At 66.0% G+C, this 18,218-nt stretch carries 20 protein-coding genes, 4 tRNA genes and 1 riboswitch; of the genes, 17 read left to right on the forward strand and 7 right to left on the reverse strand.

Going from position 1 to position 18,218, the window contains the following annotated elements:
- Positions 1 to 237 precede the first annotated feature (237 nt).
- From R5H29_RS17700 to R5H29_RS17715, 4 genes are read left to right on the forward strand one after another with little or no spacing between them, the layout of a single operon-like run.
- Complete coding sequence (locus R5H29_RS17700) at positions 238 to 1,701, forward strand: efflux transporter outer membrane subunit (protein ID WP_332329550.1); 1,464 nt, start codon at positions 238 to 240, stop codon at positions 1,699 to 1,701.
- Positions 1,698 to 2,837 (forward strand): ABC transporter permease, encoded by a 1,140-nt coding sequence (locus R5H29_RS17705; protein WP_332329551.1) that lies wholly within the window; start codon positions 1,698 to 1,700, stop codon positions 2,835 to 2,837. The genes R5H29_RS17700 and R5H29_RS17705 overlap by 4 nt, the downstream gene beginning before the upstream one ends.
- Before the next feature lie 10 nt (positions 2,838 to 2,847).
- Complete coding sequence (locus R5H29_RS17710; RefSeq protein WP_332329552.1) at positions 2,848 to 3,576, forward strand: ABC transporter ATP-binding protein; 729 nt, start codon at positions 2,848 to 2,850, stop codon at positions 3,574 to 3,576.
- The gene (locus tag R5H29_RS17715) at positions 3,573 to 4,493 is read left to right on the forward strand and encodes an HlyD family efflux transporter periplasmic adaptor subunit (protein WP_332329553.1); all 921 of its coding nucleotides are present in this window, start codon (positions 3,573 to 3,575) and stop codon (positions 4,491 to 4,493) included. Before R5H29_RS17710 ends, R5H29_RS17715 begins: the two co-directional genes overlap by 4 nt.
- Positions 4,494 to 4,495: 2 nt before the next feature.
- Here R5H29_RS17715 and R5H29_RS17720 read toward each other — a convergent pair whose 3' ends face one another.
- Positions 4,496 to 4,924, reverse strand: a complete 429-nt coding sequence (locus R5H29_RS17720) for a hypothetical protein (RefSeq protein ID WP_021202080.1) — start codon at positions 4,922 to 4,924, stop codon at positions 4,496 to 4,498.
- A gap of 133 nt (positions 4,925 to 5,057) precedes the next feature.
- Between R5H29_RS17720 and R5H29_RS17725 the strand changes: the two genes are divergently transcribed.
- From R5H29_RS17725 to R5H29_RS17745, 5 genes are all read left to right on the forward strand, one after another.
- Positions 5,058 to 5,133 (forward strand) — tRNA-Gly (locus R5H29_RS17725).
- Positions 5,134 to 5,275: 142 nt separating this feature from the next.
- Positions 5,276 to 5,351, forward strand: a tRNA-Gly gene (locus R5H29_RS17730).
- A 66-nt stretch (positions 5,352 to 5,417) separates the two neighbouring features.
- Positions 5,418 to 5,491: transfer RNA gene (locus R5H29_RS17735), tRNA-Cys, on the forward strand.
- Positions 5,492 to 5,613: 122 nt separating this feature from the next.
- Positions 5,614 to 6,528 (forward strand): ADP-ribosylglycohydrolase family protein, encoded by a 915-nt coding sequence (locus tag R5H29_RS17740; protein WP_332329554.1) that lies wholly within the window; start codon positions 5,614 to 5,616, stop codon positions 6,526 to 6,528.
- A 218-nt stretch (positions 6,529 to 6,746) separates the two neighbouring features.
- Positions 6,747 to 7,016 carry a hypothetical protein gene (locus R5H29_RS17745; RefSeq protein WP_005415995.1) on the forward strand — a complete coding sequence of 90 codons (270 nt, stop codon included), beginning with the start codon at positions 6,747 to 6,749 and terminating at the stop codon, positions 7,014 to 7,016.
- 22 nt (positions 7,017 to 7,038) lie between these two features.
- Here the strand turns inward: R5H29_RS17745 and R5H29_RS17750 are convergent, their stop codons facing one another.
- A complete protein-coding gene (locus R5H29_RS17750) occupies positions 7,039 to 8,115 on the reverse strand; it encodes a hypothetical protein (RefSeq protein ID WP_332329555.1) in 1,077 nt (358 codons plus the stop codon).
- A gap of 175 nt (positions 8,116 to 8,290) precedes the next feature.
- On the opposite strand from R5H29_RS17750, the gene R5H29_RS17755 reads away from it, so the two are divergent.
- Complete coding sequence (locus R5H29_RS17755) at positions 8,291 to 9,124, forward strand: AraC family transcriptional regulator (RefSeq protein ID WP_332329556.1); 834 nt, start codon at positions 8,291 to 8,293, stop codon at positions 9,122 to 9,124.
- Between the two features lie 4 nt (positions 9,125 to 9,128).
- Here the strand turns inward: R5H29_RS17755 and crcB are convergent, their stop codons facing one another.
- Both crcB and R5H29_RS17765 read right to left on the reverse strand, forming a co-directional pair.
- Complete coding sequence (gene crcB / locus R5H29_RS17760; protein ID WP_021204393.1) at positions 9,129 to 9,521, reverse strand: fluoride efflux transporter CrcB; 393 nt, start codon at positions 9,519 to 9,521, stop codon at positions 9,129 to 9,131.
- An 82-nt stretch (positions 9,522 to 9,603) separates the two neighbouring features.
- A riboswitch (Fluoride riboswitch) is annotated at positions 9,604 to 9,667 on the reverse strand.
- A gap of 22 nt (positions 9,668 to 9,689) precedes the next feature.
- Positions 9,690 to 10,091: an XRE family transcriptional regulator gene (locus tag R5H29_RS17765; RefSeq protein ID WP_019658973.1), complete on the reverse strand. Its 402-nt coding sequence runs from the start codon at positions 10,089 to 10,091 to the stop codon at positions 9,690 to 9,692.
- Between the two features lie 111 nt (positions 10,092 to 10,202).
- Between R5H29_RS17765 and R5H29_RS17770 the strand changes: the two genes are divergently transcribed.
- Positions 10,203 to 10,412, forward strand: a complete 210-nt coding sequence (locus R5H29_RS17770; protein ID WP_019658972.1) for a hypothetical protein — start codon at positions 10,203 to 10,205, stop codon at positions 10,410 to 10,412.
- 353 nt (positions 10,413 to 10,765) lie between these two features.
- Positions 10,766 to 11,002: a hypothetical protein gene (locus R5H29_RS17775; protein ID WP_019658971.1), complete on the forward strand. Its 237-nt coding sequence runs from the start codon at positions 10,766 to 10,768 to the stop codon at positions 11,000 to 11,002.
- Position 11,003: 1 nt separating this feature from the next.
- On the opposite strand, the gene R5H29_RS17780 is transcribed toward R5H29_RS17775, so the two are convergent.
- Both R5H29_RS17780 and R5H29_RS17785 read right to left on the reverse strand, forming a co-directional pair.
- Positions 11,004 to 12,053 (reverse strand): 4Fe-4S dicluster domain-containing protein, encoded by a 1,050-nt coding sequence (locus tag R5H29_RS17780; RefSeq protein ID WP_332329557.1) that lies wholly within the window; start codon positions 12,051 to 12,053, stop codon positions 11,004 to 11,006.
- Positions 12,050 to 12,337 carry a hypothetical protein gene (locus R5H29_RS17785; RefSeq protein ID WP_019658969.1) on the reverse strand — a complete coding sequence of 96 codons (288 nt, stop codon included), beginning with the start codon at positions 12,335 to 12,337 and terminating at the stop codon, positions 12,050 to 12,052. Before R5H29_RS17785 ends, R5H29_RS17780 begins: the two co-directional genes overlap by 4 nt.
- Positions 12,338 to 12,516: 179 nt before the next feature.
- Between R5H29_RS17785 and R5H29_RS17790 the strand changes: the two genes are divergently transcribed.
- Both R5H29_RS17790 and hemN read left to right on the forward strand, forming a co-directional pair.
- Positions 12,517 to 12,957: a group III truncated hemoglobin gene (locus tag R5H29_RS17790; RefSeq protein WP_227843938.1), complete on the forward strand. Its 441-nt coding sequence runs from the start codon at positions 12,517 to 12,519 to the stop codon at positions 12,955 to 12,957.
- Between the two features lie 44 nt (positions 12,958 to 13,001).
- Complete coding sequence (hemN, locus tag R5H29_RS17795) at positions 13,002 to 14,411, forward strand: oxygen-independent coproporphyrinogen III oxidase (RefSeq protein WP_332329558.1); 1,410 nt, start codon at positions 13,002 to 13,004, stop codon at positions 14,409 to 14,411.
- Positions 14,412 to 14,434: 23 nt separating this feature from the next.
- On the opposite strand, the gene R5H29_RS17800 is transcribed toward hemN, so the two are convergent.
- Positions 14,435 to 14,521, reverse strand: a tRNA-Leu gene (locus tag R5H29_RS17800).
- A gap of 131 nt (positions 14,522 to 14,652) precedes the next feature.
- Here R5H29_RS17800 and R5H29_RS17805 point away from each other — a divergent pair.
- The 3 genes from R5H29_RS17805 to R5H29_RS17815 all read left to right on the forward strand — a co-directional run bounded on the left by R5H29_RS17805 (position 14,653) and on the right by R5H29_RS17815 (position 18,194).
- Positions 14,653 to 15,087: a BLUF domain-containing protein gene (locus tag R5H29_RS17805; protein ID WP_019658901.1), complete on the forward strand. Its 435-nt coding sequence runs from the start codon at positions 14,653 to 14,655 to the stop codon at positions 15,085 to 15,087.
- 142 nt (positions 15,088 to 15,229) lie between these two features.
- The gene (locus R5H29_RS17810) at positions 15,230 to 16,516 is read left to right on the forward strand and encodes a nucleotide sugar dehydrogenase (protein WP_332329559.1); all 1,287 of its coding nucleotides are present in this window, start codon (positions 15,230 to 15,232) and stop codon (positions 16,514 to 16,516) included.
- Between the two features lie 55 nt (positions 16,517 to 16,571).
- Complete coding sequence (locus tag R5H29_RS17815) at positions 16,572 to 18,194, forward strand: FMN-binding glutamate synthase family protein (RefSeq protein ID WP_021204397.1); 1,623 nt, start codon at positions 16,572 to 16,574, stop codon at positions 18,192 to 18,194.
- Positions 18,195 to 18,218: the final 24 nt, after the last annotated feature.

Raw genomic sequence — 18,218 nt, forward strand, 5'->3', positions numbered from 1 at the left:
CACCGCCGTGATCGAAGCGATTGGCTGCCAGCGGCGGGGAAGTTCACGCGTGTGGTACGTCGAGCCGGGGAGACGTCGCAATGTGCAATGCGCCGTGAAAAGCATCCAGTGTTCTGTACCGGGAACGCGTTGAAAGCGCAGTGAAAGACTGGGGCAGCGTTGCCTGAACCGCACGCGTGTGGTGACCGTTTTCGGACCAATTCTCCATGTTCGCTCCACAATCGCACGGTAGCCTTCATGCTCCTTCTACACGTTGGCGGGCTGGTGGTCAGGCGTATCACTTCAGTGGCAGTGCCCAGGACCGGGCGCGGACTCTCCCTGCAGGCAGTGCTGCGCCCGGGCGCGCTGCTGACCAGCCTGGCGCTTGCAGGTTGCATGTCGGTGCCGGCTCCGGACCTGCCTGATCGCACACCCAGCACCTGGACCCAGGTGCCGCAGGGCAAGGGCGTAGCGGTGGATGCCAGGCAGTGGTGGAAGGTGCTGGCCGACCCGGCGCTGGACGGCCTGGTCGACCAGGCCATCGCCGGCAATCTTGATCTGCAGCAGGCCACGTTGCGCCTGCAGGCGGTGCGCATCGTCGCCGACGCCTCCAACGCGCGCTTTCTGCCGGAAATCACCGCCAGCGCCAAGCAGGTGCAGGATGCTGCTGCGGTCGACACTTATTTCCATGCCGGTATCGAAGCGATCTGGGACCTGGGCCTGTTCGGTGCCGCCGAGAGCGCGCAGTTGAGCGCGCAGGCCTCGGCCGGCAATGCCGAGGCGCTGCGCAATGCCGCACAGGTGGCGGTGATTGCCGACGTAGTGCGCAGTTATCTGGACCTGACCGTGGCCCAGGCCCAGCAGGATCTGCTGGCCCGGCAGCAGGCCGTGGATGATCGCGGCGAACAACTGGCACTGGTTCGCCTGCGCTTGCGCCTGGATGAGCCGGGCGAGCTGGAACGCCTGCGTGCGCGCCGGGCCGCGACCCGAGCAGCGACGGCGCAGGCCCGCGAAAACGCGGACAACGCGGCCCGCGCGCTGGCGCTGCTGCTGGGGCGTGACGGGCCGGATCCCGCCTGGCGTGCATACCGCGCGCCGCCGAAGCTCGGTGCATTCTCACTGCAGCAGGTCCCTGCGGATCTGCTGCGCCACCGCCCGCAGATCCTGCTGGCCGAATCGGAGGTGATGCAGGCCGCGGCCAGCAAGGGTTCGGCGCGCGCAGCGATGTATCCACGGGTCAGCCTTGGCGGCTCCATCCTGTACGCGTACAACCTCACCCAGAACGCCCGCTCCAATTCCGACTCCAGTCCGTCGATCGGCCCGTACATCGATATTCCGCTGTGGGACTGGGGCCAGCGTCGCGCGCGCTTCCATGCCGATGAGAAGCAACTGGACGCCGCATTACTCGGCTACCGCAAGGCCGTGCTGGAAGGCGTGAGCGAAGTGGAAGCTGCACTGGGCAGCCTGGCGCGGCAGGACAGCAGCATCCAGTCGCTGCGCGCGGCCAACGATGCCGCCGGGCAGCAGGTCAAACGCCAGGCGCGGCAGGTACAGCTGGGCCTGTCCAGCGAGTTCGATGGGCTGGATACGCAGCGTGCCGCATTGGCCTCGCAGGCCGACCTGATCGGTGCTCAGGGGGCGCGCGTGCTGGCCTTCGCGTCGCTGTACCGCGCCCTCGGCGGTGCACCGCTGCCGGTCGAGGCTGAGGGCGGACAGCAATGATCGCGCTGGCCCGCAAGACCCTGGCCTATGAGTGGCGCCGGTTCCTGCCGGTGGTGCTGGCGATGTGTTTCGCCGGCGTGCTGCTGATCGTGCAGGCGGCACTGGTGCTGGGCATCTTCGGTACCGCTGCGATCTACGTGAAGGCATCCTCGGCCGATATCTGGGCCGGTTTCCGCGGCACCCAGAGCGTCAACTACGGCCATGCGATCAGCGCCGACGTCGAAAGCCACCTGCGCATGGACCCGGATGTCACCCGCGTCGAACCCTACGAGTGGGTCGACGGCGAATGGCGGTCCGGCGCGCAGGGCACCGGCAATGTGTCGGTGTACCTGTCCGGCATCTCCACCCGGGACGACGGGATGATGTTCGCGCGCATCCTCCCTGCGAACCTGCGCGCGCAGCTTCGCGAGCCGGGTGCGGTGATCGTCGACAGCGCCGATCTGGATACGCTGGGCGTGGACCTGCAGAACAACCGTGCCTGGATCAATGGCAAGGCGGTGCGCGTGGTCGCTGCACAACCGGGCCTGCGGGGCCTTGGTGGTGTCAACGTACTGGCCTCGCTGGACACCGCGCGCGCCATCGCCGGCACCGACCCACACGCGGGAAGCACCTATTTCGTGGCGGGCCTGCGCTCGCCGGACCTGGCCGACCGCGTGCGTGACCGCCTGGCCGCGTCGATGGGCCAGGCCACACCGGTCGAGTTCTGGACCGCGCCGGCGTTCGCCAGCCGCTCGCAGCAATACTGGCTGTTCGACACCGGCGCCGGCATCGCGGTGCTGTTCATGGCCGTCATCGTCTGCTTCGTCGGCGCGGTGATCACCAACCAGTCGTTCGCCTCGGTAGTGGCAGGTTCGGTGCGCGAGTACGCCACGCTCAATGCGCTCGGTGCCGGTCGCTACGCGCTGGCGCGGGTGGTGTTCGAGCAGGCATTGCTGATCGGTGGCGTGGGCATGCTGCTGGCGGCGGCGTTCAGCACGGTGGTGCTGTTGATCGCGCAGACCCAGCGCGTACCGGTGCAGCTGACGCCGATGGTGATCCTCGGCTGCGTGGCGCTGGTGGCGGTGATGGCCATGCTCTCCAGCATCATGGCGGTGCGCAGTGTCGTCCGCTCCGATCCATCGTTGCTGCTGCGTTGAGGACCGGCCGATGACTTCCGCACGCACCGTCGCCCCGACCCTGCAGGCCGACGCATTGGAAAAAGGCTTCATGTCCGGTGATGTGCAGGTGCCGGTGCTGCGTGGCCTGTCGCTGGACATCTATCCCGGCGAGCTGACCCTGGTATCCGGCCCGTCCGGCTGCGGCAAGAGCACGCTGCTGTCGCTGCTGTCCGGCCTGTCCGCGCCCGATGGCGGTCGCGTGCACGCGCTGGGCCAGGACGTGGGCCACATGACCCGCAGTGAAGTGGAGCGTTTCCGCCTGCACCATGTCGGCTTCGTGTTCCAGGGCTTCAACCTGTTCCCGGCACTGACTGCGTTGGAGCAGGTACAGCTGCCACTGGGCTACCGCGGCATGCGCAATCGCGAAAGCGAGCCGCTGGCTCGCATGGCTCTGGAAGAAGTCGGCCTCAGCCACCGCAGCCACATGCGCCCGGCGCAGCTGTCCGGTGGCGAGAAACAGCGCGTCGCTGTCGCCCGCGCGTTCGCCAAGTCGCCGACGTTGATCTTCGCAGACGAACCCACCAGCGCGCTGGACGCCGAGAACGGTCAGCGCGTGATCGACATCCTGCATCGCTACGCACGTGCGCATGGCGCCACCGTGCTGTGCGTGAGCCACGATCCGCGCCTGATCCGGCATGCCGATCGGGTGATCGCCATGGAAGACGGCATGGTCCGTGATGACCGCCGCCAGAACGAAACCGTAGAGTCCGCCCCATGACCAAGACGTCGCATCTGCTTCCCCTCAGCCTGGCCCTGTCCGCGGCACTGCTGCTCGGCGCCTGTTCCAGGGAAGCGCCCACCGCTGCATCGGCCCCCTCAGGCAAGGAGGGTACTGCCGCCGCCGGCAAGGTCGCCGTGGCGCGGGGCATCATTGACGTCGAAGGTGGCCTGATCGCGCTGGCACCGTCGGTGGATGGCTCGATCATCGCCGCACCGGTGAAGGAAGGCGCCACGGTGAAGAAGGGGCAGCTGTTGTTGTCGCTGGATGGTGCCCTGCTGCAGCAGGAGGTGGCGATGGCCAGCGCCGATCTGGCCTTGGCCAATGACCGCCTGAAGGGCAGCCAGGCGCAGCTGCGCGAACTGGAGCGCAACGCCACTCGCCTGTCCACGGGCGCCAGCGAAGGCGTGTCCTCGAACCAGCAGGCCGATGCAGCCAAACAGCAGCTGGCCGGCGTGCGCGCCGATGTCGACGTGGCCGGTGCGCAGGTCGACATGGCGCAGCACAAGCTGGAGCACGCGAAGCTGAAACTGCAGCAGATGTCGTTGAGCGCGCCGGAAGCCGGCACCGTGGTCGGCCAGGTGCCGGGCGTCGGTGCCTTCGTGCAGGCGGGCAAGCCGGCGATCTCGTTGCTGCCGGCGCGCCCGCTGCAGGTGCGCGCCGAACTGAGCGCCGCCTACGCCGATGCGGTGCAGGTAGGCATGAAAGCGGCGGTGGTACCGGACAGTGATGGTGCCGAGAACACCGGCACGCTGCCGACCGCACGCGTGGTACGCATCAGCCCTGTGTTCGCGCAGGCACGCCTGCCTGAAGATGCAGGGCGTGGCGTGGCCAACGTGGTGGAGTGTGTGCTGGAGTTCGATGGCGAGGCCAAGGCGCGCTTCGGCCAGCACGTGCGGGTGGAGTTCCGGAAATAGGCCTAGCGTGGTGGCGGACGCCTGAACGCCCGCCACGCGCTCACCGCCGACACCCCGCACAGCGCCAGCAGCAATCCCACGTCCAGCAGCAGCAACCACAGCAGGTGCATGCCTTGTACCGGCGGCTGGTGCATCGCCGACAGCATCCACGGTACCGACCACACCAGCAGCAGGGCAAAGGCGATCAGCAGACGCAGCCACAGGCGTTTCAGTTTCCAAGGCCGCACGATCAACGCGGCCACCACCAGCTCAACCGTTCCCAGCAGCGCGAACAGGATGACGGTGCTGGTCGGGTAGGGCAGCTCAGCGCCTTCCAGTCGGTGCAGCAGCCAGTAGTCCGGGGTGAAACCGGCATTGACCAGCGCGGCGATCAGCGCCAGCCAGGTCAGCGCGACCAGCAACCAGAACAGGCGGACGTAGCGTCTCGGCATCGGCGGTGTCCGTGCTTGGGCGGGGCAGCGTACCCCAGCGCGGACGCCCGTGACCGCATGATGTGAAGACTGTTGACGGCGTGAAGGAATTTGGACACAATGGCGCTCCTTCGACGCAGGTCGAACGGAATCTGCGGGAATAGCTCAGTTGGTAGAGCGCAACCTTGCCAAGGTTGAGGTCGCGAGTTCGAGTCTCGTTTCCCGCTCCAGATTCTACAGGGCCCCGGTAGGGGCCTTGTTTTTCTCCCGCCACGGCAAGGCGGGGCACGTTGGGCCACAAGGCTTTACGCGCAGTCAGAAAGGTGAAATCGCTGGTGTGTTTTCCGGATTTCCGGTAGCATGTCGGCTTACGCGGGAATAGCTCAGTTGGTAGAGCGCAACCTTGCCAAGGTTGAGGTCGCGAGTTCGAGTCTCGTTTCCCGCTCCATGTTCCGACAGGCCCCATCTTGGGGTTTTGTCTTGTCAGGGCTGCGTTCCTGGCGTGAAGTACGTTGGCCTCATGGCAGAGTGGCTATGCACCGGATTGCAAATCCGTTTACAGCGGTTCGATTCCGCTTGAGGCCTCCAATTGAAAAGCCCTGACTCCGGTCAGGGCTTTTTTGTTTGGCTGCAATCGATTCCCCGCTCGCGCGATCGCCACCCGACCTGGCGGTCAGTCATGGCGGATGCGGTGGCGCTACACTCGCGTGATGAACCAGATTGATCATTTCCGCGGGGCTTTGCTCGGCCTCGCGTGCGGCGATGCCGTCGGTACCACGCTGGAATTCAAGCCCCGTGGCAGCTTCACCCCGATTACCGACATGGTGGGTGGTGGGCCGTTCCACCTGCAGCCGGGGCAATGGACTGACGATACTTCCTTGGCGATGTGCCTGGCCGAGAGCCTGGCGCGCTGCGACACCTTCGACCCCCGCGATCAGATGAACCGCTACGCCAACTGGTACCGGCACGGTTACTGGAGTGCGACCGGCGAGTGCTTCGATATCGGTATGGCAACGCGAGCTGCGATCGACCGGTTCCTGCAGGACGGCCATCCGCTGGCGGGGAGTGACGACCCACGCAGTGCTGGCAATGGCTCGATCATGCGTTTGGCGCCGGTAGCATTGCGCTACGCCGGGACTCCCGATCTGCAGGCCATGGCCGAGCTGAGTTCGCGGACGACGCACGCTGCGCAGGAGTGCCTGGAGGCGTGCCGCTTGCTGGCGGTCGCGCTGGAGCGGGCGTTGGCAGGGAGCACCCGCGACGGGGTGCTGGATCTCAGCAATGTCCCCGTCAAGAGCGCGCGGCTGCAGCAGATCGCGGCGGGCGGCTACCGCGGTGCCGCGCGTGAGCAGATCCGTGGCAATGGTTATGTTGTTGACAGTCTGGAAGCAGCACTCTGGTGCTTTGATCGCCACGACACCTTTGAAGCCGTCGTACTCGAGGCGGCCAACCTTGGTGAGGATGCCGACACCACGGCCGCCATCGCCGGGCAGCTGGCGGGCGCATTCCATGGCGCGCGCGGAATCCCCGGGCGGTGGTTGCAGCGGCTGGCCCTGCGTGCCGAAATCCAGGCGCTGGCCGATGCGCTGCACGCCTTGAACCAGGGCAGCGACCGCGCTGCGTGAGTCGGGTTCCCTGCCTGTGAACTGCGCCGGCAGGATGCTCCCTGCCGCCGCCATTTCCGACGCCGCGCTGCTTCACTTGCAGCAGTCCGCCACGTCCCGATCGCCAGTCTCAGCCGGCAACGACATGGAAAGGCGCTATGGTCGAGTTCCACGTCTCAGGGAGCCGCAATGGCGAGCACAGACATCACGCGTCGTTCCAGCCACGGAGCGAAACGGAAATGAGCAAAGTCACGGCAGATGTGCGCTGGTTGACCTTCCGCTTGAAGAACGGGCAATCCATTGGCCCTGATCGGCTGAAGGACGGATGGGTCATCGCCTCGGAAACCGCCCGCTGCGGGGTGCGCCGCGAGCATATTGAAGGGTCGGGCCTGGTGTATGCCCTGTACGCGCCGGCCAACCTGGCCTCACCACGGCGCGCGGAAATGCGCATGCGCGAATTCCTGATGAGCTCGGGCTACACCTTCACGATGGGCACGCTGGGCGGCTGAGCTGCGCGCGGGCCGCGATTGTTCAACGCTGCGCGGCCTTCAACGCCTCGATGATCTGCGCTCCGGAGAAGCCACAATGGCCTTCGCCAACGGGCGGCAGCACCTGTGGCAGCGGACGGGCGCCGGCCCGTGCGGCCGTCTGCGGATACACTGTCTGCATGCGCGGCACGATCGTCGGGTCGTTGTTGTTGAACTGGATCACCAGCGGTCGCCTCAACGCACCGCTCAATGCCAGCTCCCTGCGGACAGCGGCCTGCGCGGCAGGCACGGCATCGACACGTTGCACGCCGGCATTGAACGCCATGTCGTCACCGAAGCCGCTGTAAGCCACGCCTCTGTTGCCCACCGGCATGCCGCCACTACGCGTGGCCAGTTCGTGCAGGACCAGTGCATGCAGGCTGATCGTGCCGGCCAGTGCATCAGCGGACACCTGCAGCCGCTGTGCCAGCAACGCGGCATGTGACGGGCTGCGTTGCAGCGCATTGGAGATGCCTTGGTACAGTTCGCCCTGTGGCAGCGCAGCCGCTTCGGGTGAGAGCAGTCCCGCACCCGGCAGGCCTTCGGCCTTGGCAAAGAAGTAATCGAAAGCGACCAGCGTGGTCAGCAGATCACTCGCGATCTGTTCGCCACTGAGATTGGCGCCGCATAGCGACACACCACCGGCGTAGTGTTGCGGGAACCGCTCGAGGCTGGCGAGGGTCACGGCGCCGCCCATCGAAAATCCCAGCATCCAGATATGGCGCACATGCTTGAGTTCGGCCACTGCATGCCGGCGCAGGCGTTCCATGTCGGTGATCGCATCGGCCACCGCCCAGCCCTGGCTGGCATAGGCGCTCTGCGCGACGGCGTAGCCTGCAGCCAGCAGTGGCGCGGTGCCGTCATTGGCAGCCATTGGCGTAGCACGTGGCATGCCTACCGGCTCGTAGCCGTGCGCCAGCATCACCAGGTCACCGTTCCAGTCAGCCGGCACGTCCAGGCGCCACGGGGCCCTCTGCAACTGGCCACTGAACGTGCGCGGTGATGCAGCGGGTGCGGCCATCACCTGTGTCGCGGGGAATAGCAGGGCGAGGGTGAGGGCACATCGTAGCAAGTGACACATCACGGGCATTCCATCCGGGAATGGCGTCAGCTTAGACCCCGCCAGCAGCCTGCGCGCGCTGCACTGCCGCAGGAAGGGCGGGGGGGGCGCTCCCCGAGTCGATCACGTCCGCTACGGGAGGATTCCGATACGATGTGTCGCCTTGATCTCTTTCTACTTTACCCAGGGTCCCGTCATGGTCGACCGTCTCGCCATTCTGCTTGAACGCTTTGCGGTCACTGCCTCGGTGTTCCATGCCGGTGCGCTGTGCGGTATCAACATGCTGGAGGGGGAGAATGAGGCCGGGCAGCTGCACCTGGTGCGGCGCGGCCCGTTGCAGGTCAGCCACGGCCGGCAGACCGTGCAGGTCGAAGTCCCCAGCCTGCTGCTGTACCCGCGACCGATGCCGCATCGCTTCAGCACTGATCCGCAGCACGGCGCCGACATGGCCTGCGCCAACCTGCATTTCGAGGGCGGTCGGCTCAACCCGATCAGCGCCGCGTTGCCCGATTTCATCTGCATGCCGCTGGCGGATCTCCATGGCGGCAACGCAGCGCTGGAACTGCTGTTCGAGGAGGCCTTCGAGCAGCGCTGCGGACGTGCGGTGATGGTCAACCGGTTGTTCGAGGTAGTGATGATCCAGGTGCTGCGTCAACTGATGGAAGGGGGCGGGATGCGTGGTGGCCTGTTTGCCGGGCTGGGTCATCCACGGCTGCGGCTGGCACTGGTAGCAATGCATGAGGCGCCCGCACAGCCCTGGACCCTGGAAGACCTGGCCGAGGTTGCCGGCATGTCACGCAGCGTGTTTGCTGCCAGTTTCCGCGAGGCGATGGGTACCACGCCCGGGCAGTACCTGCAGGGTTGGCGGGTGGGCCTGGCGCAGCAGGCACTGCGTCAGGGGCGCCCGCTGAAACGGATTGCCGACGACGTGGGTTATGGCAGCGAAGCCGCGCTGTCGCGCGCGTTCAAGGCGCATACCGGGCTGTCGCCGCGGGAATGGCGCGGGCAGACCCGGGCCAGCGCGGCCTGAGCGCTCAGCCCAGCAGCAGCCGGGCCAGCTTCATGCCGCCGAACAGGCCGGCCAGGCCCAGTGCCACCGAGCCGCCGGCATACAGGGCCGCCAGCCCATGCTGGCCGCGCTGCAGCAGCAGGCCGATCTCCAGTGCATAGGTGGAAAACGTGGTGTAGCCGCCAAGGATGCCGGTGGCCAGCAACAATCGCAGCTGTGGCGAGGCGCCATTGCGCATCGCGAAGACCTCGACCACGACGCCCATCAGGAGCGCGCCGCTGATGTTGATCAGGAAGGTCGACCAGGGCCAGGGACTGCCGGCCACTACCCGCGCGCCGAGCAGATTGCAGGCGTGGCGCAGGCAGGCACCGATGCCGCCTCCGATGAAGACCAGGAAATAGCCGTTCAGTGCGTGCATGGGGTGCCTCGAATACGGGTTCGCAGGGTCAATGGCGAACGCCGAGGGCAGGCACGACCCGCCGTCGACGAACACCGGGTTCGTCATGGCAGGAGCCATCAGCCTTCTCAGGCGGTTATCGGGGGAGCCCCATCCCCATCGAGGCCCATGCTACCAGCGGCGGTGCATTTACGTCATCGAGGTCGTCAGAACCCGGGCAACCTTGCTGCGGCTGAAGCCGTCCATCAGCAGTTCAAACGCGAGCAGATCCAAGGCCGCGTGGCGCCGGTGGTCGATCTCCAGACCGTTCTCGGCCACCAGATGGCTGACCAGCTCGTAGGCGTCCTGCCAGACATCCAGGTGGGCCTGGCTGGGGATGTAGGCATTGCCAGGCTCACCGACGCCAAGCCCGCTGACCCCGTACAGCAGCTCGCGTGCGTCCAGCTTGGCCGCATCGGCGATGCGGAACAGCTGTTCGGCCTTTACGTGCGAGGCGCTCACGTGGTCGTTGAGCCAGTTGCTGATGGTTGCTGTCGTTGATTTGGCGGCGCGTGCCAGATCGGCCGGGCGTGGGTGCCCGGCTTTCTTCATGGCTGCCGCGAGTCGTTGGCCGAGAGTATTCATCTATGCAAGCCAGCTTAACGCGTGGATTGCGAAGAAGCCTTGCCGCAAGAATCAGTCTGGTTAACAGAAGGACCGACCGTGACCGAATTCTGGAGCAAGCGGCAGGTACGAACCCGGCTGGGATTCCGCACCGACGCGGAACTGGCGCGCTTCTTTGGCATCAGCCGTTCCGCAGTGTCGCAATGGCCGAGGGACTTTCCCATTCCTCCATTGCGGCAGTACATCCTCCATCAGCGCTACCCGAACCTTTTTCCGACAACTGAAGCGCGGGCAGACGAATCCATCTGATTTGCGCCGCCTTTTGTCGCATCCAGCCTGCTTAGCCCGATGCGCTAAGTACACTTAGCAAAATAGGCAAGTTCAATCGATCCCAAGCTGATAATCAGTGCCGCCTACTGCGGACGTCGTGCTGTGCTTCCTGACGCCTGTCGGCTTCGCCCCATCCGGCACCCCCAGGGCCCCGTATGTAGTTTCGTGAACGATTAATAATTTCAATCACGAAAGTCGCTGCATGTAATTGACCTGTCGTGAAATCTGTGACTAATTGGAGTCAACCAGCCGTGAAGCCTGGGAGTCTTTCAGTAGCACACAAGTGAGTCGGTAGACCGTCAACGATGCAGGACAAGTCCAACGGAGGTCGTATGGAATACGGCATGAATGGCTTGGCTGAACGGGTACGCCGCGAACTGGAAGCCAGTTATCACAAACACGGATGCGGTCCGGCGTTCTGGGATACCTACCAGCAGGTGCTGGATCGCCTGGTCCCACAGGGGACCGAGCGTACCGAAGTCACCAACGAGATGGCGCTGATCATCGAACAGTTGGGCATCGTCCGGCGCGCCCAGCTTGTGCCGCCGCACGCCAACGCGTCGCGTTGATTCACAGCAGGCGCCAGGCGCCGCAGGCAAGCAGCGCGAGCAACAAGGACAGCAGGGCCAACGTCCGGGGGCGCCACAGGCGCTTCGGTTGTCCGGCCATCGCCTGCGGACTGCAGTAGCGCACCAGCCCAGGACCGAAACCGGCCCGGAGCTGTTGTTGTGCGCAGGCCTCCAGGCAGGCGCCACAGGCCAGGCAATCGGCCTGCGGTCCCTGGCGGATGTCCAGTTGCATCGGGCAGGCACGGACGCAGGCTGCGCAATCGGTGCAGTCACCCAGGCGGTCGGCGCTGAAGGTCGGCATCGGTCCTGCCAGCAGCGGATGCGCAGCGCGGAATACGTAGTCCTGCGCAGTGGTCGGGTCGAGCAGGCCGCGGCCACGGCCCAGCACCCCGCCGAGACCGGACGGGCGTGGCCCGCGCGGCTCACCGCGGCGGGCGTCGTACAGCATGCGCGGCGTATGCGGATCGGTCAGCAGCGGCTGCATGCGTGCGAACGGGCACAGCGAACGGCACACCTGCTCACGCAGGAACCCGGCGTTTCCCCAGGTGGCGGCGGCGTAGAACAGCACCCAGAACGTTTCCCAGCCGCTCCAGCCAGCGCTTGGCGCGGCGGCCAGCAATCCGCTGATCGGGCTGAACAGGCCGACGAAGGTGATGCCGGTCCACACTGACAGCAGGACCCACGCCAGCTGGGTGGCTGGGCCTGCCGCAGGTGCGGGCAGTACCCGCGCCGCGCTGCGGGCGATCCAGTCGAAGGCACGGCGCCACAGCGTCTGCGGGCAGGCGTAGCCGCACCAGACGCGGCCGGCGAGGTGGGTCAGCAGCGCGAGGCTTACTACCAGTACCGCCAGCAGGCCGATCAGCGCGCCGACGTCGCCGGGCCACAAGGTCCAGCCAAACAGGTCGAATCGCCGCGCGCTGATGTCCAGCAGCAGCGCCTGGCGTCCTTCCCAGCGCAGCCACGGCAGTGCGTAGAACAGCGCCAGCAAGGCGGCGCTGAGCGTGCCGCGCCAGTGCCAAGGACGAGGGATCCGGGTGCAGGACGTGCTCATCCCAGCGGCAGCTCCTCGTCGTCATCGCCCGGCAGGGGCCGCTGCAGGTACCAGGTGACCGCGCTGGACAGTGCAGTGACCGACCAGAACATGAAGAATCCTGCCGTATAGCCCAGTTCGCGGCTGATGGCCGTGCCCGGGAAACTGATGGCCTGCAGGCGCAATGGATCGACGAAGGCGAAGAACACCACGCTGGCAACGCCGGCGGCGATGAAGCTGGGCCAGAGGATCGCGCCCCAGTGCTGGATCAGCCGCTGGCGGCGGTTGGGAAAAGGTCTGTTCATGCTGTCCCCGATCGAAAAGTGGGCGGCGCGTATACTTCGCCAGGATCGGCGCCGTATCCGCAGGGCATGCTTCCTGCAAGCGTGCCAGCCTAGGCGCAGCGGATTGCGCCGACATTGATCTGGATCAACGGCGCTGCCGCCTGGGTGCGGCAGCCTGCCTGCAAGCTTTGGATGCCCCGATGAACGCAACACAGCCGCCTGTCCTCCCCGTCGCCTCGCCCGGGTTGTGCACCGAGCAGGAAGTGACCCGACTGGTCCACGATTTCTATGCCCGCGTGCGAGCGGAAGAGCGGCTGGGACCGGTGTTCGAGGCGCACGTGCACGACTGGCCCGGGCACCTGGCGCAGCTGGTCGACTTCTGGTCGGCGATGCTGCGTGGCACTCGCCGCTTCAAGGGCTCGCCGATGTCCAAGCACATGGCCATCGAGCTGGACAAGGACCTGTTCGATCGCTGGCTGGTGCTGTTCCGGGTCACCACTGCCGAGTGCGGCAACCCGCCGATGCAGGAACTGGCCAACGACGTGGCTGCGCGGATCGGTGACACCTTCTGGAAGCGCTACCAGATGCTGCGCTGGCCGCAGGTCGGCCTGCCGGTACTGGGGATCGCCGGCAAGCATTGATCTGGGTCAAGGCGGCATAGGCCGCCTGGCGCGATGCTGGAGGCATGGACACGTTCTCTCCCGCTGCCGGTGGCCTGGCCTGGACCTTCGACCCCGATCTGCTGCGCCGGCACGACCGGCCCGGGCCGCGCTACACCTCCTATCCGACCGCGCCCCATTTCCACGATGGCTTCGGCGCGCCGGCGCTGCGCCAGGCGATCGCCGACAGCAACCAGCTGGCCCGCGCGCTGTCGCTGTACGTGCATGTGCCGTTCTGTTCCAGCCCCTGCTTCTACTGTGGCTGCAACCGGGTGATCACCCGCGACCGCGGACGTGGCCACAGCTATGTGTCGCGCGTGCTGGCCGAGGCCGACCTGCTGGCGCCGCAGTTCGAGGACGGCCGTGAGGTCATCCAGCTGCATCTGGGCGGTGGCACGCCGAATTTCCTCGAGGCCGAGGCGATGACCACGCTGGTGGAAGGGCTGCGCCGGCGCTTCGATTTCAGCGATTCACCGCAGCGCGATTTCTCGATCGAACTCGATCCACGCTTCATCGACACCCGCGACGTCGCCATGCTGGCGCGCCTGGGATTCAACCGGGCCAGCCTGGGCGTGCAGGATTTCGACCCGCAGGTGCAGGAATCGATCAACCGCATCCAGGGCGTGCAGCAGACACTGGACATCCTGAGCGCCTGCCGCGACAGCGGCATGCGTTCGGTCAACGTCGACCTGATCTACGGCCTGCCCGGGCAGAGCCTGGAGGGGTTCGGCCGCACCCTCGATAGGGTGCTGGCGCTGCGTCCGGACCGCCTGGCGGTGTACGGATACGCGCATCTGCCGCATCTGTTCCGTGCGCAGAAGCAGATCGACGAAAGCCGCTTGCCTTCGCCGGAGGACAAACTGGCGCTGCTGGGTCTGGCGGTGGAGACGCTCTCTGGGGCCGGCTACCAGTACATCGGCATGGATCACTTCGCATTGCCGGAAGAAGATCTGTCGCGCGCACAACGCGCCGGGCAGCTGCATCGCAATTTCATGGGCTATACCACCCACGCCGATACCGATCTGCTCGGCCTGGGCGTGAGTGCGATCAGCCACATCGGTGCCACCTACAGCCAGAATCCGCGCGACCTGCCGTCATGGGAGGATGCCGTGGACCAGGGGCAGCTGCCGGTGTGGCGCGGCGTGGCGCTGAGCGCTGACGACCAGCTGCGTGCGGAACTGATCCAGCAGTTGATGTGCCAGGGCGAGGTCGATGGCGTGCAGCTGGGTCAGCGCCACGGCGTGGATTTCGAACAATACTTTGCCGAGGACCTGCATTCGGTACAGCGGCTTCAGGAAGACGGCCTGGCCGAATACCGCGATGGTGTGGTGCGTTCCAGCGAACCGGGGCGACCGCTGCTGCGGTTGCTGGCGATGTGCTTCGATCCGTACCTGCGTGCCACTCACGAGCAACCGCGTTACTCGCGGGCGATCTGAGTGTGGGTTGCGCGGCGTGCGTATGGTGCCCGGAGCCGGAATCGAACCGGCATGGGGTTGCCCCCGGCGGATTTTAAGTCCGATGCGTCTACCAGTTTCGCCATCCGGGCCAGCAGCGCGGCGCCGATTGTAGCCCACCTGCGGTGCCTCGGCCTGTTTGCATCACGGCGGTCGCGTGCTTAACTGCCGATCGTATTCATGTCATAGTCCCTGCCATCGTTCCCAGGGGGGGAGCCATCTGATGTCGCTGCACGCGATTGCCTATGCCAGCGAGGCCCGCGCCGATCTGCAGACAACCGATCTTGACCGCCTGCTGGCCGATGCCACGGCATTCAATCGTGTAGCTGGAGTCACCGGCGTCCTGATGTTCGATGGCAGCCGTTTCCTGCAGTATCTCGAAGGCCCGCAGGACGGCATCGATTCGGTGTTCCAGCGCATCCTCAACGCGCGCAGCCATGGGCAGCTGCACGTACTGTGCCGCGCTCCGGTGGTGCAGCGGGCATTTCCGCGCTGGTCGATGGGTACGCGGCGCATCGAGCCAGAACCATTGGCGCAGATCGTCGACGCCGCTTGGCCCGGCTTCCTGCTTGGCAGCGGTGGATTTGAACGCCTGCTGCAGGCCTGGACCGGTGCCGACGGTGAGCTGGAACCGGCGGCGGTGGCGTTGGGGTCCTGAGCCCGCCTTGGCGGCAGGGCGCCGGGGCCGGTAGGCTGTAGCCTTTCTGGCGCAGGTTTTCCGGAGTGGTGCAGCAGATGAGTGTGTTGGCCGAAGCCATGGCAGCGTATGTGCGATTGCATCGATTGCATGGGATGTGCCGATGAGTGTGCCGGTTGCGGCGGCCAGTGACCCTCGGTTTGCGGTGGTCGGCCTGGGCTATGTCGGCCTGCCGTTGGCGGTGGCGTTTGGCCGGCAGTGGCCGACGTTGGGCTTCGATATCGACGCCGGTCGCATCGCCGAGCTGCGCAGCGGCCAGGACCACACACTGGAAATGGAAGCCGACGAGCTGGCCAGTGCGCACCTGTTGCAGTACGGCAGCGATCCGGCACTGCTTGATGCCTGCAATGTCTACATCGTCACCGTGCCGACCCCGATCGATGCCTACGAACAGCCCGATCTGGAGCCGTTGCGTTCGGCCACGCGCCTGATTGCCAGCCATCTCCGCGCCGGAGATCTGGTGATCTACGAGTCCACGGTCTACCCCGGAACCACCGAGGAAGTGTGCGTGCCGCTGCTGGAACAAGGGTCCGGCCTGCGCTTCAACGAAGACTTCTACTGCGGCTACAGCCCCGAACGGGTCAGCCCCGGTGACCGCCAGCGGCGCCTTGCCGACATCCGCAAGATCACCTCCGGATCGACTCCGGAGGTCGCTGCGGTGATTGATGGTCTGTACCAGCGCATCATTGCCGCCGGTACGTTCCCGGCCCCTTCGATGCGCGTGGCTGAAGCGGCCAAGGTGGTCGAGAACATCCAGCGTGACGTCAACATCGCGCTGGTCAACGAGCTGGCCCTGATCTTCGACCGGCTCGGCATCGACACCCAGGACGTGCTGGATGCCGCCGGCAGCAAGTGGAACTTCCTGCCGTTCCGCCCGGGCCTGGTCGGTGGTCACTGCATCGGCGTCGATCCGTACTACCTGCTGCACAAGTCCGAGAGCGTGGGTTACCACCCGGACCTGATCCACACCGCGCGACAGGTCAATAACCGCGTCGGCGAGCACGTAGCGGCTCGGGTGCTGGCGATGCTGGCCGAGCGTGGCCGTGCGCCGGCGGATGCACGCATCCTGGTCCTGGGCGTGACCTTCAAGGAGGATTGCCCGGACCTGCGCAACAGTCGCGCGTTGGAACTGGCACAGCGCTTGCGCGATGCCGGTGCGAGGGTCGAGGTAAGCGACCCGTGGGTCGGCCCGGCGGCATTGACCGGCGAGGGCCTGGACTGGCTGGCCGAGCCCGGGGCAGGGCGCTATGACGCGGTGGTGCTGGCGGTGGCCCACGCCCGGTTCAAGGCGATGGATGAATCCGCAATCCGGGCGCTGCTGGCGCCCGGTGGCCTGGTCTACGACGTGAAATCGGCCTGGCCGCGCAACGCGGTTGACGATCGTTTGTAAGCCCCGGCTGCGAACGGCGCGGTAGACTCGGGGGCAGTTGCAACCGAGGAACGCCATGCACCGGTATATCGTCTACCTGCTCGCCATCCTGATGTTCCCGATATGCCTGTGGCTGGCCACGATCTGGCCAGCCTGGTACTGGGGCGTCGGCCTGACTGCCGCGATGGTGGCGCTGGGGACCTGGGACCTGCTGCAGAAACGCAGCACGTTGCGCCGCAATTATCCGGTGATGGCGCACTTCCGTTACGGGCTGGAGTCGATCGGTCCGGAGATCCGCCAGTACTTCGTGCAGAGCGACCTGGAAGACGTGCCGTTCTCGCGCCAGCAGCGCGCGCTGATCTACCAGCGCGCAAAGAACGAGATGGACACGGTGCCGTTCGGCACCCTGCGCAGCACTTATGCGGTGGACTACGAGTGGATCAACCATTCGCTGGCACCGACGACGATTGCCAAGCATGACTTCCGCGTCCTGATCGGCCCGAACTGCGCCAAGCCTTATTCGGCCAGCGTGTTCAACATCTCGGCGATGAGCTTTGGCTCGCTGTCAGCCAATGCGATCCGCGCACTGAACGAAGGCGCGCGCCGCGGTGGCTTCTACCACGACACCGGCGAAGGATCGATTTCGCCCTACCACCGCGAAATGGGCGGCGACCTGGTGTGGGAGATCGGCTCGGGGTACTTCGGTTGCCGTGACGAGAAAGGTGGTTTCAGCGAGGAGCGCTTCGTTGCCAACGCTACCCACGATCAGGTCAAGATGATCGAGATCAAGCTGTCGCAGGGGGCCAAGCCGGGCCACGGCGGTGTGCTGCCGGCACCGAAAGTGACCGCCGAGATCTCGGTGACCCGTGGCGTGCCGATGGGCGTTGACTGCGTGTCGCCGTCGCGCCATTCGGCGTTCTCCACGCCGGTTGAACTGTTGCAGTTCGTGGCCCGCCTGCGCGAACTGTCCGGTGGCAAGCCGGTCGGTTTCAAGTTGGCCATCGGCCACCCGTGGGAATGGTTCGGCATCGCCAAGGCGATGCAGGAAACCGGCCTGTTGCCGGACTTCATCGTGGTGGATGGCGCCGAAGGCGGCACCGGCGCGGCACCGGCCGAGTTCGTCGATCATGTCGGCGTGCCGATGCATGAGGCACTGCTGCTGGTGCACAACACCCTGGTCGGCCTCGACCTGCGTGAGCGCATCCGCATCGGCGCGGCCGGCAAGATCACCAGTGCGTTCGACATCGCACGGACCATCGCGTTGGGGGCCGACTGGTGCAATGCCGGCCGAGGCTTCATGTTCGCGCTGGGCTGCATCCAGTCGCTGAGCTGCCATACCGACAAGTGTCCGACCGGGATCGCTACCCAGGATCCCGCGCGCTGGAAGCATCTGGATGCACCGGACAAGGCTGCTCGTGTCTACAGCTACCACGAGCACACGCTGCATGCCTTGAAGGAACTGCTGTGTGCCGCTGGCCTGAACGACCCGGCTGAACTTGGGCCGGAACACATCCTGCGCCGTGTCTCGCCGGTGGAGATCCGTTCGCTGGCCTCGTTGTACCGCTACCTGGAGCCAGGCGAACTGCTGCACAAGGTGCCCGACCATGCGGTGTTCCATGCGTTCTGGGCCGATGCGCGCAGCGACTCGTTCCAGCCACCGCCGAAGATCCAGGCGCTGCGCGCCAGCAAGTCGCGATAACGTGATGTTGTAGAGCCGAGCCCA

The sequence above is a fragment of the Stenotrophomonas sp. A3_2 genome, from assembly GCF_036624925.1.
In the GTDB taxonomy this organism is placed as follows: domain Bacteria; phylum Pseudomonadota; class Gammaproteobacteria; order Xanthomonadales; family Xanthomonadaceae; genus Stenotrophomonas; species Stenotrophomonas hibiscicola.